Genomic DNA, 24,168 nt, shown 5'->3' with positions numbered 1-24,168 from the left:
CAATATATTTCAAGAAAAATAACTTTGGGTACGTATTGGGTAAACAAATTGCCACCTGAAGATTTGTTGCTTGACGCCAACCCCGACGACTCTACAATAAAGATTGCGGTGGCCTTAGGAATGAATCTTCCATCTGGAGCCTCAACCAGTTAAATTTTTTACACCATGGCGGTATTTAAACGCTTTAGAGACAGGAATTTCCATGCGCGCTGACACTGCAAACCGCATCTCGATCCTCGCGGTGAGCCCGTTCGCCACGCCGGACGCCCGGCTCGTGGCCGCAGCTTCGAATTGTGGCGCCCTCGGAATCCTGGACCTCGGGTCGCGCGCCGAGCCGGCCCTGCAGGCGCTCGAATCAGTGCGCCGCTGGACCTCGGAACCGTTCGGGATCAGGGTGGACACCGGCTGCCGGGTGAGTCCGCAGGAGGTCTTCGCGGAGCACTTGAGCGCGCCGAGCCACCTGTTGCTGGCGCAGGATCCAGAACTGCTGCCCGGCTGGAAACCCGGAGAGGTCCCGGGCAGCACCCTGGTCTTGGTGGAAGTGCGCAGCCTCGAGGACGCGCTGAACGCGCAGCGCCTGGGCGCGCACGGCCTGATCGCCCGGGGCAGCGACGGCGGCGGGCTGGTCGGTTCGTTGAGTTCTTTCGTGCTGCTGCAGCAGTTGGTCGCTGCAGCCGACGTCGAGCTGCCCGTCTGGGCGGCCGGCGGCATCGGACCGAATACCGCCCGGGCGGCCATCACAGGTGGGGCTGCAGGCGTGCTCCTGGACACCCAGCTCGCCTTGCTGGAAGAAGCCGGCACTTCGGCCGAACTGGCCTCGGCTTTGGCCACCATGGACGGCTCGGAAACCCTCCTGGTCGACGGCTACCGGGTGCTGCGCCGTCGCGGCCCGGCCCGCAAACCGGAAGCCGGCACCGGACCGGAGCGCGGCAACCCGCAGCTGCCCGCCGACCTCGGCAGCACCGATCTGGACCGGCAGCTGGTGCCGATCGGCCAGGACGGATTCCTGGCCGCCCGTTTCGCCTCGCTCTGGCGCAATGTCTCCGGCAGCGTGAAAGGCTTGCGCAAGGCGATCCGCGAGCCGCAGCACGCCGACATCCTGCTTCCGGATTCGCCCTTGGCGCAGAACATGGGCACTCGGTTGGGACTGGCCCAAGGACCGATGACCCGGGTGAGCGATCAGCCCGCTTTCGCCGAATCCGTCGCGGCCGAGGGCGCGTTGCCGTTCATCGCCCTGGCCCTGTCCAATGCCGCACAGTCCCGGGAAATGCTCGAAGGCACCCGCGACCGGATCGGTGCCAAGCCCTGGGGCGTGGGGATCCTGGGCTTCGCCGACGATGCGACCAAGGACGCCCAATTGGCCATCGTGCACGAGGTCAAGCCCAGCCACGCGATCATCGCCGGCGGCCGCCCGGCCCAGGCCGCGGCGCTGGAAGCTGCGGGGATCAAAACCTTCCTGCACGTTCCTTCGCCGGCCCTGCTCGGGCAGTTCCTCACCGCCGGCGCCCGCCGGTTCATCTTCGAAGGTTCCGAATGCGGCGGCCATATCGGACCGCGCAACAGCTTCGCGCTTTGGGAAGCCCAGATCGCGGTCCTCGAAGACCGCATCGACAAGCTCGACGGCGACCCGGTCACGGTCTATTTCGCCGGCGGCATCAGCGATGAACGTTCCGCGGCGATGGTCGCCGCGATGGCCGCTCCGCTGGCCGCCAAAGGAGCCCTGATCGGCCTGCTGATCGGCACCGCGTATCTTTTCACCGAGGAAGCAGTTGCCTCCGGTGCGATCAGCGAGGTATTCCAGCAGCAAGTCGTCGCAGGCACCACGACCGCGATGCTCGAAACCGCCCCGGGGCACGCGACCCGGTGCGTGAGCAGTCCGTTCACCGAAGAGTTCCTGGCGATCAAAGCCCGGATGTCCGCAGAAGGAATCCCGGACCGGGACGCTTGGCAAGAGCTCGAATCGCTCAATCTCGGCCGGTTGCGTCTGGCCAGCAAGGGCATTGAACGCATCGGCTCCGAACTGCACGAAGTCACCGCCGAACGGCAGCTCTCCGACGGCATGTTCATGGCCGGCGAAGTCGTCGCCTTGCGTTCCGCGGTCACCACGGTGGCCGATTTGCACCGCACGCTGAGCAGCGACGCCGCAGAATTCCTGGCCCGGCACTCCCCCGAGGCGAAGCCCGTCGACGCCGAACCGGCCACCGCCGCGCCACTGGACATCGCGATCGTCGGCATGTCCGGCATGTTCGCCGGAAGCCCGGACCTCGCCGCCTTCTGGTCCACCATCGTCAACGGCAAAGATGCAGTCACGGAGGTGCACCCGGATCGCTGGGATCCGGCGGTCTACTACGACGGCGCCACCTCCAACGGGATCAAGAGCCCGTCGAAGTGGGGCGGGTTCCTGCCGGAGATCCCCTTCGATCCGCTGCGTTACGGCATTCCGCCGGCGTCGTTGGGCGCGATCGAGCCGGTCCAGTTGCTCGCCCTGGAAGTCACCCGCCGAGCCCTGGACGACGCCAACTTCAACTCGTCCGCGGACCGTTCCCGGATCGCGGTGTTCTTCGGCGCGGAGATGGGCAGCGACCTGGCGAACGCCAGCTTGGTGCAGACCATCTTGCCCAATTATGTGGCGAACATTCCGGCAGAGCTCTCCGAACAGCTGCCCCGGCTCACCGAAGATTCCTTCCCCGGCATGCTCTCCAACGTGATTTCCGGCCGGATCGCCAGCCGGCTCGACCTCGGTGGCGCCAACTACACCATGGATGCGGCCTGCGCTTCCTCGCTTGCCGCCCTCGACGTGGCCTGCAAGGAACTGACTCTCGGCACCGCGGACATGGTGCTCTGCGGCGGCGCCGATCTGCACAACACGATCAACGACTACCTTTTGTTCGCCTCGGTCACGGCGTTGAGCCCGACCGGCCGGTCCCGGGCTTTCGACCGGAACTCCGACGGCATCGCACTCGGTGAAGGCGTGGGCTGTTTGGTGCTGAAACGGCTCGCGGACGCCGAACGCGACGGCGATCGGATCTACTCGGTGATCCGCGGCATCGGCAGTTCCAGCGACGGGAAATCACTGGGCTTGACCGCACCCCGTCCGGAAGGCCAGCGTTCGGCGTTGGAACGCGCCTACCGAAACGCCCGGGTGAATCCGGCCCAGGTCGGCCTGGTCGAGGCGCACGGCACCGGGACCGTGGTCGGCGACCGCACCGAACTGACCATGCTCACCAAGGTTTTCACCGAGTCCGGCGTGCCGGCCGGAAACGCCGCGATCGGTTCGGTGAAATCGCAAATCGGGCACACCAAGTGCGCGGCCGGGATGGCCAGCATGATCAAGGTCTCGATGGCGATCTACAACGGGGTCAAACCGCCCACCTTGCACGTCACCACGCCGAGCGCGGCTTGGGACCTGGACAGCAGTCCGTTCGTGTTCAACAAGGAAGCCACTCCGTGGACCGCCCCGTTGGACGAACGCTTTGCCGGGGTCAGCGGCTTCGGCTTCGGCGGGACCAACTTCCACGTGGTTTTGGGTGGGCACAAGAAATCCGCCCCGCCGCGGCACAGCATCGACGAGTGGCCGGCCGAACTGTTCCTCTTCCACGGCGACGCCACCGACGCGATGCGATCGGTGAAGGAGCTCGGTGCCGTCGTCTCGTTGGGCGACGACAATGGCCGGCCCTGGCGGCTGCGGGACCTGGCCGCGAGCAACGCCGTCCGCTCGGCGAACGCCGGCAAACCGGCGTCCATCGCCTTGGTGGCCCGCGACATCGACGAGCTCACAGTACTGCTGGCCCGCGCTGCGAAAGGCGAACACGACCCGGACGCAGGCTTGTTCACGGCCGCGAAACCTGCGGAGCCCGGGTCCTTGGCGTTCCTCTACCCCGGCCAGGGCAGCCAACGTCCGGGGATGCTGCGGGAGCTTTTCGTCGCCTTCCCGGAGCTGCACGAAACCTTGGCCCTGGGCCGCCCCTGGCTGGGTGCGATGCTTCCGCCGGCGGCCTTCACCGCGGAGGAATCCGAGGCGCAATCGCTCCGGATCACGGATACCAGGGTCGCGCAACCGGTTTTGGGCCTTGCCGCCATCGCTTTGGGCGAGCTGCTCGGCAAAGCCGGCATCCGGCCGGATCTGGCCGCCGGGCACAGCTACGGCGAGCTCGCGGCGCTCAGCGCAGCAGGGGTCTTCGATGCCAAGACGCTGATTTCGATGAGCGCGGACCGTGCGGCCTCGGTGGTCGGCGCAATCGGTGCAGACCCCGGCAAGATGGCTGCCGTCTCGGCCTCCGCCGAAGCCGTCGAAGCCGCTCTGGAGCAGGCCGGGCTCGCTGCGACCGTCACCCTGGCGAATCGCAATTCACCGGCCCAAACGGTGATCTCCGGTGCCAGTGCAGCCATCGATGCGGCCGTTGACGCCGCGCGCGAGGCCGGCCTAGGGGTGAAGACCTTCCCGGTGGCCTGTGCTTTCCACAGCCCGGTGATCGCCGCGGCATCGCGCAGCTTCGACGCTGCCCTGGCTGGAGTGCCGCTGGCGGAAGCCGCATTCCCGGTCTGGAGCAACCGCACCGCCCAGCCGTATCCGCAGGGTGCGGCTTCGATCCGTGCCGAGCTCGCGGCCCAAGTGACCGCACCGGTGCGCTTCGTCGAGCAGATCGAATCGATGTATGCCGCCGGTGCCCGGACCTTCGTCGAGGTCGGCCCCGGCCAGGTGCTCAGCAAATTGGTCGCGGCAATCCTGGGCGAACGGCCGCACACCGTGGTTCCGCTGGCCAGGAGTTCGCGCGGCAGCATCCGCGAGCTCCTAGTCGCCTTCGCGAGCTTGGCCACGGCCGGGACCAAGGTATCGGTCGATTGGCTCTACCGCGGCCGCGATGCCCAGACGATCAACAGCTCGATCATTCCGCTGACTCCGGGTTGGACCGTCAACGGCGCCACCATCAAAACTCGCGACGGGAAAGTAGTCCCCGGCGCGCTCGCCCCAGCACGACGTCTCCAGGAGGTCACCCCAGTGCAGCAATCCGCAGCGCAACAGCCGCAACAACTCGCCGAGCGGGATGCCCTGGTCGCCGAGTTCCTCAAGACCAGCCGTGAAATGGTCGCCGCGCAACGGGACGTGCTCCTGGGCTACTTCGGATCCGGTTCCGGCACGCCGTCCGCGCCATCGGCCGGATCCCAGTCCTTCCTTCCTACCCCTGCCGCGACGCCCGAGTTCGCCGCCGCGGCTCCGGCTGTGCCGGGACCGCCCGCGCCGGCGCCGGCCAGCCCCGTCGCAGCCGGAGCGGGCCTGGCCGGAGGCGCTCCGGTCGGGGCCACTGCGACGCTGCTGCAACCGCAGGCGAACCCGGCCCCGGCGGTCGGCTTGAGCCCTGCCGCGATCCTGGCCGCGGTCGTGGAGATCATCAGCGAACGCACCGGGTATCCGGCCGAAATGATCGAACCGGACCTCGACCTGGAAGCCGATCTGAGCGTCGATTCGATCAAGCGCACCGAAATCGCCGGTGAGCTGGCCGCCAGGCTCAGCAAGGTCGAAGGTTCCGCGATCGCCTTGGACGACCGGCAGCTCGAAGAACTTTCCAAGGCCCGCACCACCGGCGCGATCGCCGACTGGCTCAGCGCGCGGATCGGCAGCGCCGTCGAGGCAGCGGCCCCGGCCGGATCCCCGATCGGCGCCCCCGCCGGTCCGGCAACCGGCTCAGCCGTCAGCCCGCAAGCCGCCGCGTTGAACATCTCGGCGATTTTGGACGCGGTCGTGGAGATCATCAGCGAACGGACTGGATACCCGGCCGAAATGATCGAACCGGACCTCGACCTGGAAGCCGATCTGAGCGTCGATTCGATCAAACGCACCGAAATCGCCGGAGAGCTGGCCGCCCGCTTCGCGGAGGCCGGGGGCAGCAGCAAACTCAGCGACAACCAGCTCGATGAGCTTTCCAAAGCCCGCACCACCGGCGCGATCGCCGACTGGCTCCTGGTATCGCTCAGTGGAACCCCGGCCGAACCGGCCACACCGGCCGCGGCGGATCAGCAACCGGCAGAGCCCGCCCAGGCTGGTTCGGCGGTACCGGGCCACACTCCGGAACGGCTGCTCTTCAAGAAAACCCGTTTGGACTTGCCGCAAGCCACCGCGGGCGCGCTGGCCGGCCGGCAACTGCTGATCATCGGTTCCGGCGAGATCGCCGGCCAGGCTGTGTCGGCCGCCGCCGCACTCGGCGCCACTGCGGTGCTGGCCGGGCCGGAGCAAGCAACCGAGGCCTTGCAACCGGGCATCGACGGCGTGCTCTACCTCGATCCGTTGGACAATCCGCAGACCGCCGCGGTGCCGGACCTGTTCCCGCTCTTCAAAGCGGCCATGGCGCTCGGGCCGCGGTACCTGCTGGCCGCCCGGCCGATCGCCTCGGACGGATCCGGCCGGGCCGAACGCACGATCGGGTTGCGCGGACTGTTCCGCAGCCTGGCCCGCGAATACCCGCAGTCCTTGGTCCGTCTCGTGGACATCGAGCCCACCAAGCCGGCCGATGCGGTCGCAGCGTCGCTGCTGGCCGAACTCACCGATGTCTCGAATGAACCGATCGTGGATCTGTTCAACGGCGAACGCACCGGCCTGGAACTGGTCAACACCGATCTGGGCCTGCTCGGTGCCACCGGAGCCGGTCCGGCCGGCGAAGGCGCTGCCGAAGCCGAAGCCCTGCAGCTGGACCGGGACTCTGTCGTCGTCCTGGTCGGCGGCGCCCGCGGGATCACCGCGAAGTTCGCGAACACCCTGTCCAGCACCAGCCGCTGCCGCATCGAGCTGATCGGCCGTACCGCTTTCGACGGCCTGGCCGAGCCCGCGGACACCGCGGCAGCCGCTGATCTTCCGGCCCTGCGCCGCGTCTTGGCCGGCCGCCCCGGAGCCAGCGCGGCCTCGATCGAACGCGAAGCCGCAGCGATTTTGGCCCGGCGCGAGGTCGCCGGCACCATCGAAGGGCTGCGCGCCAACGGCAGCAGCGTGGAATACCAATCGGTGGACGTCCGGGACGCGGATGCGGTCCGGGAGGCGCTGGGCCGGATCCATGACCGCAACGGTCGGATCGACGGCATCGTGTATGCGGCCGGAGTGATCGAAGACGGTTTGGTCGCGGACAAGGACCCGGAATCGTTCCGCCGGGTGTACAGCACCAAAGTGGACGGGGCCGCCACGATTCTGGCGGTGCTGGATTCGCTGCCGGTCAGCCCCGGATTCGTGGTCTTCTTCGGCAGCATCGCGGCCGCGATGGGCAACCGGGGGCAAAGCGATTACGCCGCCGCGAACGACGCCTTGGAAGCCATGGGCACCGCCTGGTCGTTGCGCACCGGGCAGCGTGCCGTCACGGTGCACTGGGGGCCCTGGGCGCCCTCCGGCAGCAATCCCGGAATGGTCAGCGACGAACTCGGCCGCGACTTCGTCCGGCGCGGCATCAAACTGATCGACCCCGAGGCCGGGACGCATGCGCTGCTCAAGGAGCTCGCTTGGGGCGAGCGCCATGTGAACGCCGTCGTCTACACCGCTTCGGAGTGGTGAGTTGAGCACCGAACTGGGCAACCTGCCGCGCACCGCCGCCGTCCGGTCCGCGGTCGAGCCCGATGCCGCACAGGTGTTGCTGTTGAGCGCTGGCAGCCTGCCGGAGATGCAACAGCTCCTGATGGCCGAAGACGCCGAACTGCTCGCCCGGATCGGCACGCCGCCCGGAGACGGGCCAGTGCGGTTGGGCATCGTGGCGCCCGGCAAGAAGCAGCTCAACGTGGCCCGCAAAGCAGTCAGCCGGGGCAATCCCTGGCACGGTCGGAATGATGTCTGGTTCCGGCCCGGCCCGTTGCTGCGCGCTCGGGCGGATTCCGGACCGGGTGGGGGCGGCGGCAAACTGGCTTTCGTCTGCCCCGGTTTGGAGGCCGACTTCAGCCCGCGGATCGACGACGTCATCGAGCACTTCGGTTTGCCGGCGCTGCGTGGCGCGGCCGGAAAGGGCGATGCGCTGCAGGGCACCCAGTTGCAGAGTAGCGCGGTGCTGCAGGTCTCCCGGGTGCTGGCCGCGGCTTTGCAGCGGATCGGGGTGATTCCCGATGAACTTGCCGGGCACAGCGTGGGCGAATGGTCCGCGATGATCATCGGCGGCATTTACGACGGCGGCGCCGTCGACCGGTTCCTGGACGAATCCGGAATGACCGAAATCCAGTTCCCGGGCTTGGCCTTCGCAGTCATCGGCACCTCTGCCGAGACCGTGTCCGCAGCTCTGCAGGGCCGCGGGGATGTGGTGCTCTCGCACGACAATGCGCCGCAGCAATCGATGATCTGCGGCCCCTTGCAGACCGTCGAGGAGATCGTCGCGGAATTCCGGGCACAAGGCTTCATCTCGCGGGTGCTGCCGTTCGCTTCCGGTTTCCACACGCCGATGTTCCGCGAACACGTCGGCCAGATCCAGGCACTGACCGAATCCTGGGCGATCTCCCCGGCGCAGCGGCCCGTGTGGTCCGCCACCACAATGCGGCCGTTCCCGGCAGACGTGGCGCAGATCCAGGAAATCTTCATCCGGCACTTGGTCGAGCACGTCCGGTTCCGCGAACTCATCGCGAATATGCACGCGGACGGCAGCACGGTTTTCATTCAGCTCGGTCCGGGCCAGTTGGGCAGTTTGATCTCGGACACCTTGCACCACACCGAGCATGTGGTGGTCAGCGCCAATGCCTCGCACCGCACCGGGTTGAACCAGCTGCGCAGTGTGCTCACGGCGCTTTGGGCCTGCGGCCGGGAGGTGGATTTGGGCTTTTTGGGCGTCAGTTCGCCCGCTGCTGCACCGGTCGAATCCGGCGCACCGGCCGAATCTGACACACCGGTCGAATCCGCCGGGCCGCCGAAAGCCCCAGCTGCGGCTGCGGCCGGCGGAGCGGCTTCCCCCGTCGACGCTTCCGAACGCGCCGCGGGCTTCCGCAGCGGGAGCAATCTTTCGCCGTTGCTCGCCGCGGAGCTGGACGCGTTCCTCACCGAATCGGAGGCCCTGGTCGCCGCCCTGCTCGATGGCTCGCTGGCCCGGGCCGCCGCGTTGCCGGGCGCGCTCCGGCAAATCCAGGTTCCACCGTCAGTTGCCGCAAGCCTCCCGCCCGCGGCGCTTCCGGCACCGCAGCTTCCGCCGGAAGCGCCGGGAACCGCTGGGCCGGCGGAACCCGTGGCCGACTCGAGGCCAAAGCTTCCGCCGCGCGCATTGACGGTTTCGCTCGACCGGATGCCTTACCTGATCGACCACAGCTTCTTCCGGCAACGCGAGGATTGGCCGGATGTCAGCGACCGGTTCCCGGTGGTGCCCGGAACCGCGATCATCCGGTTCATGATGGACGCCGCCGAAGCCGCCACCGGCCGGTCCGCGGTCGCGCTGCACGAGGTCCGGCTGGACCGCTGGGTGGACCTCAGCGAGCCGACCGACGTCGAAATCGCGATGGACTGGCTGGATGACCACCGGCTGGCCGTCTCCTTCGGCGGGTTCGCCCACGGCACCATCGAACTGGCCGCAGAGTACCCGGCTCCGGCCAGCGAGGTCTGGCCGGTCGACACGTCGGCCGAACGGCCCGCCGGAATCAGCCATGCCTCGCAGCTCTACAGCGAAGGCTGGATGTTCCACGGGCCGCAATACCAGATCATTACGGCGGTGCACGGTGTCGGCGAACGGCACATCCGGGCCAGCCTGGTCGCCAAGGACGCCAAGGGTTCGCTGATGGACAGCATCGGCCAGCTGGCCGGGTACTGGGTCCAGCTCCAGTTCAGCCGTCGTTCCCGGGTGTTCCCGGTCGGAGTGCAGACCATGGCGTTCAGCGGGCCGGAGCCGCTGCCCGGCGAAGTCTTGGAATGCCACCTGAAGATCACCGAATTCACCGAAGATTCGTTCGCCGTGACGGGCCAATTGGTGCACGACGGCCGGGTATGGTGCCAAATCACCGGGTGGCAGGAACACCGTTTCGACAACGAACCCAATATCCACGACATGGACGAGGCGATCGAGAAACACACCTTCTCCCTGCCGCAGCCGGGCGGTTGGGTCTTGCTGCCGGATTTCTGGCCCGATTTGGCCAGCCGGGACCTGACCCTGCGCAAGTATTTCGGCCGGGCCGAACGGCAGGAACACCTGGCCAGCCCGCCGCGCGGCCGACGGCAGCGGCTGCTCGGGAAGATCGCGGCCAAAGACGCGATCCGGCGCGTCTTGTGGAGCACGGACCCGTCCGGCGTCTTCCCGGCCGAGTTGGCCATCGGGCACCTGCCCAGCGGGCAACCGACGGTGTCCGGCGTACACGGGCGGCAACTGCCCGAACTCGAGTTCTCGATCGCGCACAGCAACGACGTCGGCGTCGCCATCGCCCGGCCCCGGGTGCCCGGATCGGCCGGCGTCGGCATCGACGTCGAAGCCATCGAAAGCCGGCCGGAATCGATCGAAGCAGTGCTTTTCGGCGACGCCGAGCAGGCTCGGCTGGATGCGCTGCGCAAGGACGCCGAGCCGGCCGAGGCGCTGGCCTGGTTGACCAGGTTCTTCTCCGCGAAGGAAGCGGTGGGCAAAGCCTTGGGCACCGGCCTGGCCGGCCGGCCGCGGGAACTCGAAGTGGTCGCAGTGCATCCGGGAACCCCGGACTGCGACTACCGGCTCGACGTCGACACTGCGGCCGGGCGGCGCTACCGGGTGGCGGTCAGCACCATCCACAACCTCGAAATACTCACCGAACGAAGCTACATCGTCGCCTGGACAACCGGTCTGGACGACTCTGAAAGGACACCGCAATGACCATCGAACTTCCGACCACTGCTCCGACCGCCGAGTCCGTACTCGCCGAAATCACCCGGGTCATTGAAGAGATCCTCGACGAATACGACATCGAGGACATCGAAGTGACCAGGGAGACCCAGTTCCAGGAGGATTTGGAGCTGGAGAGCATCGACCTGGTCACGCTCGGCGGGAAACTGCGCGAAATCTACGGTGAGCGAATCAATTTCGCCGAATTCCTCGGATCCTTGGACCTCGAGGAGATCATCAGCATGAACGTCGGCCAGCTGGTCGATTATGTGACCAGCAGCCTGAACGGAACCGGCGCAAGCCAAGCCTGAACCGCACCCGATCGCCCCGAACCCTGAGGAAATCGCCATGACCATCCTGACCATCAACGGGCTCAAGCTCAACTACGAAATCCTCCGGGCCAGCAACCTGGCGCCGGACGAGCCGCGGGAAACGCTCGTCTTGGTCCATGGCATCGTGATCGACAATCTGGCCAGCTATTACCTGACCATCGCGCCGGCGATCGCGGCAGCGGGCATCGACGTGATCATGTTCGACCATCGCGGGCACGGGAAAAGCGAACGGATCAAATCCGGCTACCAGATGGAGCACATCCTGGACGACATCGCCGAATTGCTGGACACCATCCACGACGGTACTCCGGTGCATATCGCCGGCAACTCCTACGGCGGCACCATCGCCTATGGATTCGCGCTCAAGTTCCCGGAGCGGGTAGCCAGTCTCGGTTCTTTGGAGGCCGAGCCGCCCACCGCGTTCTGGGCCAATGAAATGGTCCAGGCCTTCGAAGAGAGCTATGCCGAGATGCGCCGGCCCGATGCCATGGTCCGGATGCTCGCCAGCTTCGGCATGCCCGGGGTCAAAATGCTCAAAAACGGCAAACGGATGGCCAAGGACACCAATTTCTTCGAAGAACTGCCCCAAGCCCAGTTGGTCGCCGACGATGCGATCGCCGGATTGGAGATGCCGGTCCTGGCGGTCTACGGCAGTGAATTCAAACTGGTCGAACAGGAGCCCAAGGTCCGGGAACTGATCAAGAACGTGAAGACCGTGATCGTGCCCGGCGTCGGGCATTCGCTGCTCACCGATGTGCCCCGCCTGCTCGAAGAGCTTTTGATCGACTGGGTGCTGGAACACCCGGTGGTCTCCGGCAAGGCCCTCAGCCCCGTCCCCAACCACGAACCTTCCCACTGATTGGTGCCCTCGCATGCGCATTTTGATCGTCGTCCCGCCGCTGGTGGGCCATAGCAGCCCGCCCTTGGCCATCGCCGATGAACTCGAACGCCGCGGCCACCAGGTGGCCTGGTCCGGTTTGTGGAAATTCCATTCCCGGTTCCTGGCGCCGGAGACCAAGTTCTACAACTACCGCACCGGCTGGGAAGCCGATGTGCAGCCGGAGCGGCCGGTGAAGCTGATGGGTCCGGGCGCGCTGAAATTCCTCTGGGAGGACGGTTTCGTGCCATTGGCCCGCGGCATGGCGGCCGACGTCGAGGCTGCGGTCCGCGATTTCCGGCCCGATCTGATGCTGGTCGACCAGCAGGCTCTGGCCGGCTCGATGGTGGCCGAACGCCTGGGCGTGCCGTGGGTGACTTCGGCCACCACGATGATCGAACTGATCAACCCGGTGGGCAAACTGCCGAAGGTCCTGGAATGGCGCGATGAGCTGTTCCGCGGCTTGCGCCAGGACATCGGCGATCCGGATTCCGGCGCTGACCCGCTCTACTCCCCTTTCCTGACCATCGCCTTCGGCATCGGCGGACTCTTCGACGCCCGCACCGAGCTGCCCGGGCCGGTGGAGTTCGTCGGGCCGGTGTTCCGCCCAGCTGCGGTTTCCCCGGAAGCGGCGGCGGAGAATCGGCGGATCATCCGGTTCGCCCAGGAATCGCCGACCGTCCTGGTGGCCTTGGGCACCACGAACGTCGGTGCCGGGGACCGGTTCATCCAAGCCGCCGCGCAGGGTTTGCGCGAAGCCGGGCTGCGGGCCATCATCGCGGACCCTTCGAACGCCTTGGCCGGATTCGACGATCCGGAGATCCTGGTGGTACCGCATGTGCCGCAGCAGGAACTGCTCCAGCACGTGGTCGGCTTCATCAACCACGGCGGCTACAACAGCGTTCTGGAGGGCATTTGGCATCAAGTCCCGATGGTCCTGGCCGGCATCCGGGACGACCAGCCGCTGCTCGCGGAAAAGAGCGATGAATACGGCATCGGCATCGCGGTGCGGTTCTCCCGGGCCACCGCCGCGCAGATCGCCGAAGCCACCCAACAGGTGCTCCGCGATCCGCAGTACCGGGAAAACGCCCGGCCCCACGCCGAGGCGCTGCGTGCTGCCGGCGGCCTCCGGGCCGCAGTGGACGCGATCGAGAACGTGCTCGCGAAGGAGCGCTTGCCGGTCTGAGCGCCGGCGGCCGGGTCAGCCGCTGATCCGCACCCCTAGCCCGGCCAGCAGTTCGGCTTGTGGCAGCCGGGCCAGCAGGTCGCCGGGCAGGATCAGCTTCGATTTCCGGATCCCGGACCCGATCAACGCCAGCGGCAGTTCCGCCACCGCTTCATCGAGCAGCACCGGCCAAGGCAGGCCCAACGGGGTGATCCCGCCGAACTCCATCGCGCTGAGTCCGGTCGCGCGGTCTTGGGGTAAGAACGACGCTTTGCGCACATCCAGCCGGCGTTTGACCGCATTGTTGACATCAACCCGTTTCGTAAAAGGGACCAGACAAGCCGCGATCCGCTCGATGCCCTCCCGTTTGCCGGCCACGATCACGCAGTTGACCAGCGCTTCCGGAGCCAAGGCATAGGCGTCCCGGGTCGCTGCGGTATCCGAGAACTCCGGATCGATTTCGACGACGCCCACCCGGTCCGCAGCAGCGAACCCGCGCAGGAAATCCGCCGTCGACGGGGCCAACAGATCAAGCCGGCTCAGCGCCGGCACGGTTTCGAGAGCTCCCAGCAGATAGTTCGCCATCCGGCCATCCTAAACAGCCGAACCGGCGCACGCTTGCTTCGAGCGGACGGAAACCGGCAAAGAATTTTTGCTGACATATTGTCAGCAAGGCCTTAGCTGGTTACACTCGAAGTATAGCAAAGGTTAGCCTTACCTAATAGACTTGCATTGTTCCGTTCCCAGCGTATGAGGTCCAGATGTCCAGCAGCACCGGCTTTTCCCAAACATTGCGCGATTCGACCCAATTCCTGCATCAGCAAGCGCACGATTCGCCGTTCATCTCGGAGTTGATGTCCGGCAAACGCTCGCTCGCCGACTACACCGCACTGGCCGCGCAGCAATACTTCGTCTACCACGCGCTCGAATCGATGGCCGCCCGACTGGCCGAAGACGAAGTGGTCGGCGGGTTCCATTCCGCGGAACTGAGCCGGGTGCCGGAGATCGAAAAGGACCTGGCCTTCCTGATCGGGCCGCAATGGCGCGAGCTGATTTCACCGCTGCCCGCCACTGCCGATTACCTCGAACAGATCGACCGGAGCGCGGAATGGCCAGTCGGCTTCATCGCGCACCACTACACCCGTTACCTCGGCGATCTGTCCGGCGGTCAGATCATGCAGCGGCTGCTGCAACGGCAGTTCGGACTCAATCTTGACGGCGTGCGTTTCTACAGCTTCCCGGCGATCCCCAAAACCAAGCCCTTCAAGGACCGGTACCGGGCGAAACTGAACGCCCTGGGCCTCGCTCCGGCCGAACAGGAACGCGTCGTCGCCGAAGTCCACGCGGCGTTCAAGCTCAATATCGCGATGTTCGCCGATCTGGCGGACGCCAGCGCAGCCGCAGCCTGAAGTCCTTGCTGACCGGAATCGCATCGCGGCAGCATGCGCCGAAATTCCGACAGATTCGAGACTAGTCGACAGTAGAAACGGCACAAAAAAGCGCGAGGTTGGCGCGGCTCAGTGGCTCAGTGGCTCAGTGGCTCAGTGGCTCAGTGGCTCAGTGGCTCAGTGGCTCAGTGGCTCAGGCCAGGGAAACGACGATCTTGCCGCGCAGGTGGCCGCCTTCGGCCCGGACGTACGCTTGTTGGACTTGGTCCAGCGGGAACCTCGAGTCGATCGGCACCTCAAGGGCGCCGTCGGCCACGAGCTGCGCGACAACCGCGAGCTCTTCCGTCGTCGCGTCATTGCCGCCGACCGCACGGGCGCCCTGGAGTTCGTCCGGGGCATGGGCCGCAGCCGAGACGATCCTGGCCGTCGGCACCCCGACCGCCAGCGCCGCCGAGATGCTGGCCGCGCCCTGCGCGTCGACCATCGCGGTCAATCCTTGCGGGGCGGCGGCGCGCAGCCGGTCCGCCAAGCCTTCGCCGTAGGCGACCGGCAGCACCCCGATGCTGCGCAGGTACTCGTGGTTCGCGGCGCTCGCGGTGCCGATCACGGTGGCGCCCTTGCGCTTGGCCAACTGGGCGGCCAATACGCCGACCCCGCCCGCAGCAGCGCTGACCACCACGGTGTCCTGGCCGGTCAGCTCCAGCGACTCCACCAAGGCCCACGCGGTGCGCCCGGCGACCCACAGCGTAGCAGCGGTTTCCAGGCTCAATCCTGCCGGCAGCGGAAGCACCGATTCCACCGGAACCACCACCAGATCGGCTATCGCATGGTTCCGCGCCGCGCCGAAGACCTCATCGCCCACCGCAAACTCCGAAACGCCGGCGCCGACGCGGTCCACCACTCCGGCGAAGTCATTGCCCACTCCGGACGGCAGGCTGGCGCCGAAAGCTTCGGCGATCGGTCCGCCGTGGAAGATCTTGAAGTCCACCGGGTTGAGCCCGGCAGCCGCCACCTTGATCCGGATTTCTCCGGGACCGGGCTCCGGATCGGCCACATTGACGATCTGCAGAACCTCGGGGCCACCGAATTCTTCATATTGGACGAATCTGGACATAGCTGCCTCCTCAGGCACCCGGGACCGGGCATTCAAATCGGAATCGCGTCTTCCACCAGGGAGCAACCGGCGATGCCGCAAAATCATTTCCGCCCGGACTGTCGTCTGGGACACATCCGGAAAATCGGCCCGACGCTTGACTATGCAAGTTATTGCATATGAAACTTGATGCATGGCATTGAAGCACGCGATTCTGGTCTCGCTCGCCGAAAAGGCGGCCAGCGGCTATGACCTGGCGCGCCGTTTCGACAAATCCCTGGGCTTCTTCTGGCAAGCCAGCCATCAGCAGATCTACCAGCTGCTCGCCAAAATGGAGAATTCCGGGGAGCTCGCCGCAGAGCTGCAGGCAGGCACCGGGAAACCCGGCCGGAAGGTCTACCGCTTGACCGACGCCGGCCGCCGGGCGCTGCATGAGTGGACCAGGGAACCGACCCCCACGGAACAGCCGCGCAGTGAATTCGCGGTGAAGATCCGCGGCATGAACTTCGGCGACCCGACCGCAGTGCGGCTGGACATCGAGCGGCAACGAGAAGCGCACCGCGCACGGCTGGCCTACTATCTGGCCGAAGCCGCCCGCAACTACCCGGATCCGGAAGCCCTGGATGCCGCGCGGCTTCCACCGTATCTGGTGTTGCGCGGCGGGATCCGCACCGAAACCGGGTACATCGCCTGGTGCGAAGAAATGCTGGAACTGCTGGACCGCGACCCCGCGCACCCCACCCCGACACGGCAGGAGAAGCCATGACCTACCCGCACTTGCTCGAACCCCTGCAGCTGGGCTCGGTGACCCTGCGCAATCGGGTCATCATGGGTTCGATGCACACCGGCATGGAAGACCGGGCGAAGCACTTTCCGGAACTCGCCGCCTACTTCGCCGAGCGCGCCGCCGGCGGTGCGGCTTTGCTGATCACCGGCGGTTTCGCGCCGAACCTGGAAGGCGCGCTGCTGCCGGCCGGCTCCATGCTGCGCACCGAACACACGGCCCGGAAACACCGGATCATCACCGATGCGGTGCACGCTGAAGGCGGACTGATCGCGCTGCAGATCCTGCACGCCGGCCGGTACGGGTACCAGCCGTTGAGCCGGGGCGCCTCGAAGATCAAATCCCCGATCACCCCGTTCCGGCCCAGGGCCCTCTCCAGCCGCGGCGTGGAACGCACCATCCGGGCCTATCTCAGAACCGCCAGATTGGCGCGCTCAGCCGGTTACGACGGCGTTGAAATCATGGGTTCCGAAGGTTATCTGATCAATCAGTTCCTGGCCCGGCACACCAACAACCGGACCGATTCATGGGGCGGCAGCGCGCAGAACCGGATGCGCTTCCCGGTGGAAATCGTGCGCCGGATCCGCGAAGCAATGGGTCCCGACTTCTTGATCAGCTACCGGATCTCGCTGCTGGACCTGGTTCCGGATGGGCAGACCTGGACCGAAATCCTGGAACTCGCGCAGAAGATCGAAGCCGCCGGGGCGAGCTTCTTCAATACCGGCATCGGCTGGCATGAGGCCCGCGTGCCGACCATCGTGACCTCGGTACCGCGCGCCGCGTTCGCCGCCTGGAGCGGGAAGCTCAAGGCCGCCGTCGGCATCCCGGTGGTCGCCTCGAACCGGATCAACACCCCGGAGACCGCGGAGCAAGTGCTGGCCGAAGGCAACGCGGATCTGATCTCCATGGCCCGCCCTTTCCTGGCAGACCCGCAGTTCGTGAACAAGGCGGCGGCCGGCCGAGCTGATGAAATCAACGTCTGCATCGCTTGCAACCAGGCTTGCCTGGACCATACCTTCGCGAACCAGAAGGCCAGCTGCATGGTGAACCCCCGGGCCGGCCGGGAAACCCGTTTGCAGCTGCTCCCGGTACCCCCGCAACGGCGCAAATCGATAGCCGTGGTCGGTGCCGGACCGGCCGGGCTTTCCGCCGCGGTGGGGCTCGCCGAACGCGGCCATGCGGTGACTTTGTTCGAGGCCCGGGCCGAGCTCGGCGGCCAATTCCGCCTCGCGATGCAGATCCCGGGCAAAGAGGAATTCGCGCAGACCCTGCGGTATTACACCCGGCGGCTGGAAGTCCTAGGCGTCCAGGTACGGCTTTCCACTACCGCATCCGAACAACTGCTCTCCGGGTTCGACGACGTGGTGCTGGCCACCGGGGTGAAAGCCCGGGTGCCGCAGATTCCCGGCGTCGACCACTCCTCGGTGATCCGCTACGACGAACTGCTCCGCGGCGAGAAGACCGCCGGCCGTCGGGTCGCGATCATCGGCGCCGGCGGAATCGGTTATGACGTGGGCGAATACCTGCTGCACGAACCGCATGAATCGCTTGCCGAATGGCAGGCCCGCTGGGGTGTGAGCGACGGCGCAGACGTGGTGGGCGGATTGGGCACCGCAGTCGCCGCTCCCCCGCGACGCGAATTGTTCCTGCTGCAGCGCAAGACCAGTTCCTTCGGCGCCGGGTTGGGCAAGACCTCCGGCTGGGTGCACCGGGCCGCGCTGCGGGCCGGCAAGGTGGAGTTGATCGGCGGTGTGGCCTACCAGAAGATCGACGACGCCGGTCTGCACCTGGGCCTGCCGGATGGCAGCACCCGGCTGCTCGAGGTCGATTCGATCATCCTGTGCGCCGGCCAGGACTCGGTGCGCGAGCTGTCCGCGGGTGCCTCGCATGTCATCGGTGGGGCGGACGTCGCCGCGGAACTCGATGCCAAACGTGCGATCAAACAGGCGACGGAACTGGCCGCCGCGCTCTGAGCCGAATCTTCCGGCGGCGGAGCGCTCCGTCCGATTTCCGCCAGCGCGGACCGGGTCGAAACTGCAGACTTGGCATATGCCGTTCTCTGCCGAACACCGCCGGATCGCACCGTCGATCCTGTATTTCGGAACCCCGGTGCTCTTGGCAGGCAAGGCGAAACGCGGCTACCGCTAGGTGCCGGACAAGGCCGGCCGGGCCGGCCTGGTTTTCCTGCCCAGCACCGAAATCAGCACCCCGAGGATCGAGCAATGCCCGGTGCACCAGGAAACCAGATTGGTCGGTGCCACGCCCCTGATGTCCGATCTGCCCGAGCAGACGGGAAAGATCCTGAGCGTGGAACTCGAGGTGCTCGCCGTGCACGTCCGGCCCGAGCTGCAGCTCGCCGGACATGCCAATCGGATCAATCCGGATGTCTGGAATCCGATGATCATGGGTTTCCAGCAGCTGTACGGTTTGGCACCACGCACCGCCGAGTCGGTGCTCGCATCGATTCCGGAAGAGCGTTACGCCTGAGTCCCCGGTGCCCGGCTGAAGACTTTCGAGCTTCGGGCCATCTCGACCACGATCTTCTTCTCATTGCCCGGCTCCATCGGGTCATACCAGAGCCGGGTTTTCTGCCCGTTGAGCACCGGGGCGTTTTCGCTGATCAGCATGCTCCGGCGGACCCAACGCTGCCGGCTTTCGGCGTCATGGAAGGTGAAGGTCACCGTGGTCAGGATATTGGCGCTCTCCCGGAACCGGACGTACCCCTGATCGGAGACCGCGGCAACGGTCTCCCGGCCATTGCGCATGATCTCTTCCTCCAAACGGCCGCGGCCGGCCCGCCTGACCGCACCGAGCACACTGAGCAGAATCAGCAACGCCGAGACCGCCAGCGCGGCCGAACCGACAATCCAAAGCACCGAGGTGTCCGAGCGCGCGGCCTCGGCAGAACTCGCGGTCCAGAGGAACACCGAGCCGAAACCGAGCAGAATCAGGCCGAGGCCCAGCCCCACGTTGAAGCGTTCCCGCCGCAACGACATCGCCGACCAGGCGATGAACGAGATGATGCTGCCGGTCATGCCCAGCGGGATCGCGACCATCGAGAGTACTTCGGGAGCCGCTTCGAACCCGCCGGCCGTGAAGTCCGACCAACCGTAACCGGCGAATCCGCCGAAGCCGATCAGAAGCGCCCCGGTGACCAGCAGAGGCAACGGGCCGCGTTTCCGGGCGGCACGCTCCCGGGCCGCTGCGGACGGATCGATAAGGCTCATGCCTCATTGAATCCGGCAACGACCACGCTGGCAAGGCCCTTCAGCCGGTCAATTGCGAAATATCGATGCGGCCGAGCCGCTCCAGATCCGCCAGGATGTCGATGCCTTTGACCGTACCGCCCGACACCGTGAAGGCGAGCACCGAGAACAATCTGCCGTCCACGACCGTCGCCAACCCGGCGACGCCGTTGACCAGTACCGGCACCTCGAACCGGGCGAACTGCGAAAACATCAATGCTTGCGACGCGACGTTTGCCGCACCCTGGATCCGTTGGGTATTCGCATTGAACGCCCCTTGGTCCACCCGCAACTCGACTTCCGGATCCAAGACCGCCACCATCGCGTCGAAGTCGCCGGTCAGCGAGGCGGCATGGAAAGCCGCCACCACGGCACGTTGCTTGGCAAGATCCGGATCCGGCACCGTCGCGACGCCCTGCACTTTGCGCCGAGCCCGGCTGGCGAGCTGGCGGGTCGCTTCGGGCGACTTGCCGACCGCTTCGGCGATCTCCTCGAACGGCAGCGCGAAGACATCGTGCAGCACGAAGGCCAGCCGTTCCGCCGGCGACAGGGTCTCCAGCACCACCAATAGCGCCACCCCCACGGAATCGGCCAGAATCGCCTGTTCTTCCGGGTCAGCGGCATCCGCGCGGCGCAGCATGAGCTCCGGGAGCCGGATCCGCTCCTCGGCCGCCTCCAACGGACCCTCGCGTTGCGCACCGCGGCTGCGCAAGAAATCCAAACAGATCCGGCCGACCACTGTGCTGAGCCAGCCCGCCAGGTTTTCGATCGTGGTCGCATCCTGACGGGACAACCGCAGCCACGCCTCTTGGACGGCGTCGTCGGCTTCGCTGAAACTGCCCAGCATCCGGTAGGCCACCGCTCGCAGCCGCGGCCGTTGCGCCTCGAACTGCTCGGTCAAAAGATCATTTCGCACCATCTGTCACATTCTCCCTCGGGGATTCGTCATCAGTATGACGGCGCGTTCGCGCCGAATGTGACAATGCCGCGAAAACCAAGGAGAACTGATGGAAGCCCGGATCAAAAACCCCGCAATCGCCGCCCCCGGAGCAATGCAGGCGCTGCTCGCCCTGGGCAAGGCCGCCGAAGCTTCAGCCGTGCCCAAGACCACGCACAAAATGGTCCACCTGCGGGCGAGCCAGATCAACGGCTGCGCCTTCTGCGTGGACATGCATTCCCGGGAATTGCGCGAAGCCGGGGAATCCGCAGAACGCATCGCCTCGATCGCGGCATGGCGGCACTCGCCGCTGTACAACCAGGCCGAACGCGCAGCCTTGGCCTTGACCGAAGCGCTGACCCGGATCGCGGATCAGGCCGATCCAGTGCCGGATGCGCTGTGGTCGGCGGTAGCCGAGCACTATTCGGCCGATGAACTGTCCTCCTTGATCTTGTCGATCAGCACGATCAATGTCTGGAACCGGATCAACATGGCGATCGCGCAGCCGGCCGGCGCGAAGTGGAACTAACCTGCCCGTTTGGACCTGTTTTCCGGAAGGAATCTCGGCTAGAACAGAGTGATGCGAACAACTGTGGGATTCATCGGCATCGGCATCATGGGCGAGCCGATGGCCCGGAACCTGGTCGATGCCGGCACCGATCTGCTGATCTGGAATCGTCGGCCGGAAAAATCCGCGGCACTCCTGGCCGCGGGTGCCCGGGCGGCAGCCGATGCTGCCGAAGTATTCCGCAGCGCCCGGGTCACCATCATGATGCTGGCCAATGGCGATGCCATCGACTCGGTCCTCGGCCGGGGCACCGAGGAGTTCGCGGAAAACGTCCGGGACCGGGTGATCGTGCACATGGGGACCACGCCTCCGGAGTATTCGCTCGGCCTGGAAACCGAGATCCTCGCCGCCGGCGGCTCCTATCTGGAGGCGCCGGTTTCCGGCTCCCGGAAACCCGCCGAAGCGGGCGAGCTGATCGGTATGCTGGCCGGTCCGGACGAGGTGGTGGCCGAGGTCCGGCCGCTGCTGGCCCCGATCTGCCGGGAGACCGTGGTCTGCGGCGCAGTTCCGGCAGCGCTCATGATGAAGCTTTCGGTCAACATCTTCCTAATCAGCACCGTGACCGGGTTGGCCGAATCCTTCCATTTCGCCGGGCAACAGGGCCTGGACCTGCAGCAGCTGCGTGGCATACTGGATTCCGGCCCGATGTCCAGCAGCGTTTCGCGGATCAAATCGGAGAAGCTGGTGGAATCCGACTTCGCCGCGCAGGCCGCGATCGCCGATGTGTTGAAGAACAACCAGTTCATCGCCTCGGCGGCCCGGGCCGCCGGCATCGCCACGCCGGTTCTGGATGCCTGCCATGCCCTGTTCGCCGAGACCGACGCCTTGGGGCACGGCAGCGCCGACATGGCCGCCGTCATCCGCGCGATCGAAGCGAGGACTTCGGCCGCGCGGGGTCCGCGGCGACCGGTCGAATCGATTCAACCGGGCCAGTAGACCCGCGGGGCGAGCTCTCGTCCGGCCGGGCACGACGGCGCCGGAGCAGCTTCGCGGCCACCGGCTGCCCGAGCAGCACGCCCGCCAGCACCAGCAGCAAGCCGCCGGCCTGCTGTGCCCCCAAGGCTTCGCCGGCGATCAGCGTACCGAGCAACACCCCGGTCACCGGATTGAGCAACCCGATCAAGCCGACGCTCCCGGCGCCCAGGTGCCGCAGACCGGAGAACCAGGCCACATAGGCCAGTGCGGTCGCCACGATGGTGACATAGCCGAAGCCCCAAAGCGCCGCCCCGTCCAAAGCCGGCGGAGCGCCTTCAAAGAGCATTGCCACCGGGAGCAGCACGATCCCGCCGGCCAGCAGCTGCCAAGAACTCAGGGCCATGATGTCGATTCCGGAGCTCCATTTCTTGGCCAGCACGTAGCCGAGCGAAGACATCAGCATTGCGGCCACCGAGGCCAGCACGCCGAGCGGGCGCGCCGGGGCTTCCGCGCTGAACAGCATCAAGCAGACTCCCCCGATGCCCAAGGCGGCGCCGAGCAGGTGCAACAGCTTCGGCCGGTCCGCAAGCAGCAGCCAGGCCAACAGCATCATCACCACCGGCGAGGTCGCCATGATCGTCGAGGCGACATTGGTCGGCAGCAGTTGCGCGGCAGCGTAGATCAGCACGAAGAAAGCAGCCACGTTGAGCGTGCCCAAGACCGCCGACTTCCACCACCATGAGCCCTGCGGAATCCTCCGGCTGAGCAGCAGCAGCAGAATTCCGGCCGGCAGGGCGCGGATCGCGGCACCGTAAAGCGGATGGTCCGCTGGCAGCAATTGCTTGGTGACGAAATAATTGCTGCCCCAGGCGATCGGCGCGATGGCCGCGACGAGCGCCCACCGAAAATTACCTTCCATGGAAGTTATCATACCTTCCACGGAAGATTATGATCGTTGCCATGACTACGCCGCATGACCACGTTGCCCGGATCCAGGCAGAATGGCGCCAGGAACGGCCGGACCTCGACGTGCATCCGCAGGGGGTGATCGGCAGGCTGCACCGGCTTTCCGGATTCCTGACCGAAGAACTCTGCACGGTGTACCGCCGGTTCGGCCTGGGCGAAGGAGACTTCGATGTGTTGGCCACATTGCGTCGGGCCGGCGCCCCTTACGAACGTGCGCCCGGCGAGCTGGCCCGGTTCACCATGGTGACCACCGGCGCGATCACCAAACGGATCGACCGCTTGGAAAAGGCCGGCCTGGTGGTCAGATCGGTGCGTGCCGACGACGGCCGTGGCCGGGTCGTCGGTTTGACCGCAGCCGGCAAAAGCCTGATCGATCAGGCCTTCACGGAGCACATGAAAAACGAGCGGCGCCTCCTCGACGCGCTCTCCGCCGAAGATGCCGCACAGCTGGAACGGCTGCTCACGGTTTGGTTGCGCAATTTCGAAACCCCCGACCACACCCGATAACGCCGCTGCCTGCACTAATCTGATGGCATGCGCACCCTGATCCGGCCGGACGGCCGGCTATACGATTCCTGGCTCGCAGCACACCGGGAATTCGCCGGCGCGCACCAAGACGGCACCGGGCTGCTGCCGAGTGTAGACGCCGGAGACCCGGCCGCGTTCGACGCCTGGCTGGCGAGCATTCTGCTACAGGACGACCCGGCCGTGGCGCCTGCTCCGGGCATGGTGCATTGCAGCTATTTCTGGATCACCGAAGCAGCCGAGTATCTCGGCGGAGTTTCGATCCGGCACCGGCTGAACGACTATCTGCTCAACTATGGCGGGAACATCGGTTACAGCGTGCGGCCGAGCCGGCGTCGGGAAGGCATTGCGAGCTGGGCCTTGGCAGAAGCGCTCGGCAAGGCGGCGGAGCTGGGCTTGCCCCGGGTCCTGGTGACCTGTCTGGAATCCAACGAGGGTTCCCGCCGGACCATCGAGGCCAATCGCGGCGTCTACGAAGATTCCCGGACTCCACCGGACGCCCCGGAAGCGGTCCGGCGCTATTGGATCGAGACCTGAAATCGAGACCTGAAACAGTCCGGACCCACCGGCCCGGGAGCGATCCCTGGTCCGGCGA

Annotated in this window: 18 protein-coding genes; 13 read left to right on the top strand and 5 right to left on the bottom strand. The window is 66.3% G+C overall.

The features are described 5' to 3' along the window. Positions 1-202: 202 nt before the first annotated feature. From JOE69_RS16505 to JOE69_RS16485, 5 genes are read left to right on the top strand one after another with little or no spacing between them, the layout of a single operon-like run. Positions 203-7,531, top strand: coding sequence for an SDR family NAD(P)-dependent oxidoreductase (locus JOE69_RS16505; protein WP_309800620.1), 7,329 nt, complete (start codon positions 203-205; stop codon positions 7,529-7,531). Between the two features lies 1 nt (position 7,532). Continuing rightward, a complete protein-coding gene (locus JOE69_RS16500) occupies positions 7,533-10,769 on the top strand; it encodes an acyltransferase domain-containing protein (protein ID WP_309800618.1) in 3,237 nt (1,078 codons plus the stop codon). After that, complete coding sequence (locus JOE69_RS16495; RefSeq protein ID WP_309800612.1) at positions 10,766-11,089, top strand: acyl carrier protein; 324 nt, start codon at positions 10,766-10,768, stop codon at positions 11,087-11,089. Before JOE69_RS16500 ends, JOE69_RS16495 begins: the two co-directional genes overlap by 4 nt. A 37-nt stretch (positions 11,090-11,126) precedes the next feature. Then, positions 11,127-11,969 carry an alpha/beta fold hydrolase gene (locus JOE69_RS16490; protein ID WP_309800610.1) on the top strand — a complete coding sequence of 281 codons (843 nt, stop codon included), beginning with the start codon at positions 11,127-11,129 and terminating at the stop codon, positions 11,967-11,969. 13 nt (positions 11,970-11,982) lie between these two features. Beyond that, positions 11,983-13,173 carry a glycosyltransferase gene (locus tag JOE69_RS16485; RefSeq protein WP_309800608.1) on the top strand — a complete coding sequence of 397 codons (1,191 nt, stop codon included), beginning with the start codon at positions 11,983-11,985 and terminating at the stop codon, positions 13,171-13,173. A 15-nt stretch (positions 13,174-13,188) separates the two neighbouring features. Here the strand turns inward: JOE69_RS16485 and JOE69_RS16480 are convergent, their stop codons facing one another. Continuing rightward, complete coding sequence (locus JOE69_RS16480) at positions 13,189-13,737, bottom strand: YbaK/EbsC family protein (RefSeq protein WP_309800604.1); 549 nt, start codon at positions 13,735-13,737, stop codon at positions 13,189-13,191. A gap of 176 nt (positions 13,738-13,913) precedes the next feature. On the opposite strand from JOE69_RS16480, the gene JOE69_RS16475 reads away from it, so the two are divergent. Then, on the top strand, positions 13,914-14,561 hold the full coding sequence (locus tag JOE69_RS16475; protein ID WP_309800602.1) for a biliverdin-producing heme oxygenase: 648 nt from the start codon (positions 13,914-13,916) through the stop codon (positions 14,559-14,561). A 172-nt stretch (positions 14,562-14,733) separates the two neighbouring features. Here the strand turns inward: JOE69_RS16475 and JOE69_RS16470 are convergent, their stop codons facing one another. Beyond that, positions 14,734-15,654, bottom strand: coding sequence for an NADP-dependent oxidoreductase (locus tag JOE69_RS16470; RefSeq protein ID WP_309800599.1), 921 nt, complete (start codon positions 15,652-15,654; stop codon positions 14,734-14,736). 172 nt (positions 15,655-15,826) lie between these two features. Here JOE69_RS16470 and JOE69_RS16465 point away from each other — a divergent pair, with 172 nt between their 5' ends. From JOE69_RS16465 to JOE69_RS16455, 3 genes are all read left to right on the top strand, one after another. Then, the gene (locus tag JOE69_RS16465) at positions 15,827-16,399 is read left to right on the top strand and encodes a PadR family transcriptional regulator (protein ID WP_309800595.1); all 573 of its coding nucleotides are present in this window, start codon (positions 15,827-15,829) and stop codon (positions 16,397-16,399) included. Next, entirely contained in the window at positions 16,396-18,390 is a 1,995-nt protein-coding gene (locus tag JOE69_RS16460) for an FAD-dependent oxidoreductase (protein ID WP_309800593.1), read from the top strand. The genes JOE69_RS16465 and JOE69_RS16460 overlap by 4 nt, the downstream gene beginning before the upstream one ends. A 175-nt stretch (positions 18,391-18,565) precedes the next feature. Continuing rightward, a complete protein-coding gene (locus JOE69_RS16455) occupies positions 18,566-18,904 on the top strand; it encodes a hypothetical protein (protein ID WP_309800587.1) in 339 nt (112 codons plus the stop codon). Here JOE69_RS16455 and JOE69_RS16450 read toward each other — a convergent pair. Together JOE69_RS16450 and JOE69_RS16445 are read right to left on the bottom strand one after the other, a co-directional pair. Continuing rightward, complete coding sequence (locus tag JOE69_RS16450; protein ID WP_309800583.1) at positions 18,895-19,644, bottom strand: hypothetical protein; 750 nt, start codon at positions 19,642-19,644, stop codon at positions 18,895-18,897. The two genes, JOE69_RS16455 and JOE69_RS16450, sit on opposite strands and share 10 nt — an antisense overlap. Positions 19,645-19,684: 40 nt before the next feature. Further along, positions 19,685-20,581 (bottom strand): sigma-70 family RNA polymerase sigma factor, encoded by an 897-nt coding sequence (locus JOE69_RS16445; RefSeq protein ID WP_309800581.1) that lies wholly within the window; start codon positions 20,579-20,581, stop codon positions 19,685-19,687. 88 nt (positions 20,582-20,669) lie between these two features. Between JOE69_RS16445 and JOE69_RS16440 the strand changes: the two genes are divergently transcribed. Both JOE69_RS16440 and JOE69_RS16435 read left to right on the top strand, forming a co-directional pair. After that, entirely contained in the window at positions 20,670-21,128 is a 459-nt protein-coding gene (locus JOE69_RS16440; RefSeq protein WP_309800579.1) for a carboxymuconolactone decarboxylase family protein, read from the top strand. A gap of 51 nt (positions 21,129-21,179) precedes the next feature. Continuing rightward, positions 21,180-22,103: an NAD(P)-dependent oxidoreductase gene (locus JOE69_RS16435; RefSeq protein ID WP_309800577.1), complete on the top strand. Its 924-nt coding sequence runs from the start codon at positions 21,180-21,182 to the stop codon at positions 22,101-22,103. Here the strand turns inward: JOE69_RS16435 and JOE69_RS16430 are convergent. Then, a complete protein-coding gene (locus tag JOE69_RS16430) occupies positions 22,024-23,001 on the bottom strand; it encodes a DMT family transporter (protein WP_309800574.1) in 978 nt (325 codons plus the stop codon). The genes JOE69_RS16435 and JOE69_RS16430 overlap by 80 nt on opposite strands. Before the next feature lie 41 nt (positions 23,002-23,042). Here JOE69_RS16430 and JOE69_RS16425 point away from each other — a divergent pair, with 41 nt between their 5' ends. Beyond that, the gene (locus JOE69_RS16425) at positions 23,043-23,555 is read left to right on the top strand and encodes a MarR family winged helix-turn-helix transcriptional regulator (RefSeq protein ID WP_309800572.1); all 513 of its coding nucleotides are present in this window, start codon (positions 23,043-23,045) and stop codon (positions 23,553-23,555) included. Between the two features lie 27 nt (positions 23,556-23,582). Further along, the gene (locus JOE69_RS16420) at positions 23,583-24,110 is read left to right on the top strand and encodes a GNAT family N-acetyltransferase (RefSeq protein WP_309800569.1); all 528 of its coding nucleotides are present in this window, start codon (positions 23,583-23,585) and stop codon (positions 24,108-24,110) included. Positions 24,111-24,168: the final 58 nt, after the last annotated feature.

Source organism: Arthrobacter russicus (genome assembly GCF_031454135.1).
Taxonomy (GTDB): Bacteria; Actinomycetota; Actinomycetes; order Actinomycetales; family Micrococcaceae; genus Renibacterium; species Renibacterium russicum.
The sequence above is the reverse complement of the archived record's forward strand: the minus strand, read 5'-3'. Positions and strand labels throughout refer to the sequence as shown.

Bases quoted from the DNA above. Each gene is read 5' to 3' on its own strand.
- JOE69_RS16505 (WP_309800620.1), top strand. From the start codon at position 203: ATGCGCGCTGACACTGCAAACCGCATCTCGATCCTCGCGGTGAGCCCG.
- JOE69_RS16495 (WP_309800612.1), top strand. From the start codon at position 10,766: ATGACCATCGAACTTCCGACCACTGCTCCGACCGCCGAGTCCGTACTC.
- JOE69_RS16490 (WP_309800610.1), top strand. From the start codon at position 11,127: ATGACCATCCTGACCATCAACGGGCTCAAGCTCAACTACGAAATCCTC.
- JOE69_RS16485 (WP_309800608.1), top strand. From the start codon at position 11,983: ATGCGCATTTTGATCGTCGTCCCGCCGCTGGTGGGCCATAGCAGCCCG.
- JOE69_RS16480 (WP_309800604.1), bottom strand. From the start codon at position 13,737: ATGGCGAACTATCTGCTGGGAGCTCTCGAAACCGTGCCGGCGCTGAGC.
- JOE69_RS16475 (WP_309800602.1), top strand. From the start codon at position 13,914: ATGTCCAGCAGCACCGGCTTTTCCCAAACATTGCGCGATTCGACCCAA.
- JOE69_RS16470 (WP_309800599.1), bottom strand. From the start codon at position 15,654: ATGTCCAGATTCGTCCAATATGAAGAATTCGGTGGCCCCGAGGTTCTG.
- JOE69_RS16465 (WP_309800595.1), top strand. From the start codon at position 15,827: ATGGCATTGAAGCACGCGATTCTGGTCTCGCTCGCCGAAAAGGCGGCC.
- JOE69_RS16460 (WP_309800593.1), top strand. From the start codon at position 16,396: ATGACCTACCCGCACTTGCTCGAACCCCTGCAGCTGGGCTCGGTGACC.
- JOE69_RS16450 (WP_309800583.1), bottom strand. From the start codon at position 19,644: ATGAGCCTTATCGATCCGTCCGCAGCGGCCCGGGAGCGTGCCGCCCGG.
- JOE69_RS16445 (WP_309800581.1), bottom strand. From the start codon at position 20,581: ATGGTGCGAAATGATCTTTTGACCGAGCAGTTCGAGGCGCAACGGCCG.
- JOE69_RS16440 (WP_309800579.1), top strand. From the start codon at position 20,670: ATGGAAGCCCGGATCAAAAACCCCGCAATCGCCGCCCCCGGAGCAATG.
- JOE69_RS16435 (WP_309800577.1), top strand. From the start codon at position 21,180: ATGCGAACAACTGTGGGATTCATCGGCATCGGCATCATGGGCGAGCCG.
- JOE69_RS16430 (WP_309800574.1), bottom strand. From the start codon at position 23,001: ATGGAAGGTAATTTTCGGTGGGCGCTCGTCGCGGCCATCGCGCCGATC.
- JOE69_RS16425 (WP_309800572.1), top strand. From the start codon at position 23,043: ATGACTACGCCGCATGACCACGTTGCCCGGATCCAGGCAGAATGGCGC.
- JOE69_RS16420 (WP_309800569.1), top strand. From the start codon at position 23,583: ATGCGCACCCTGATCCGGCCGGACGGCCGGCTATACGATTCCTGGCTC.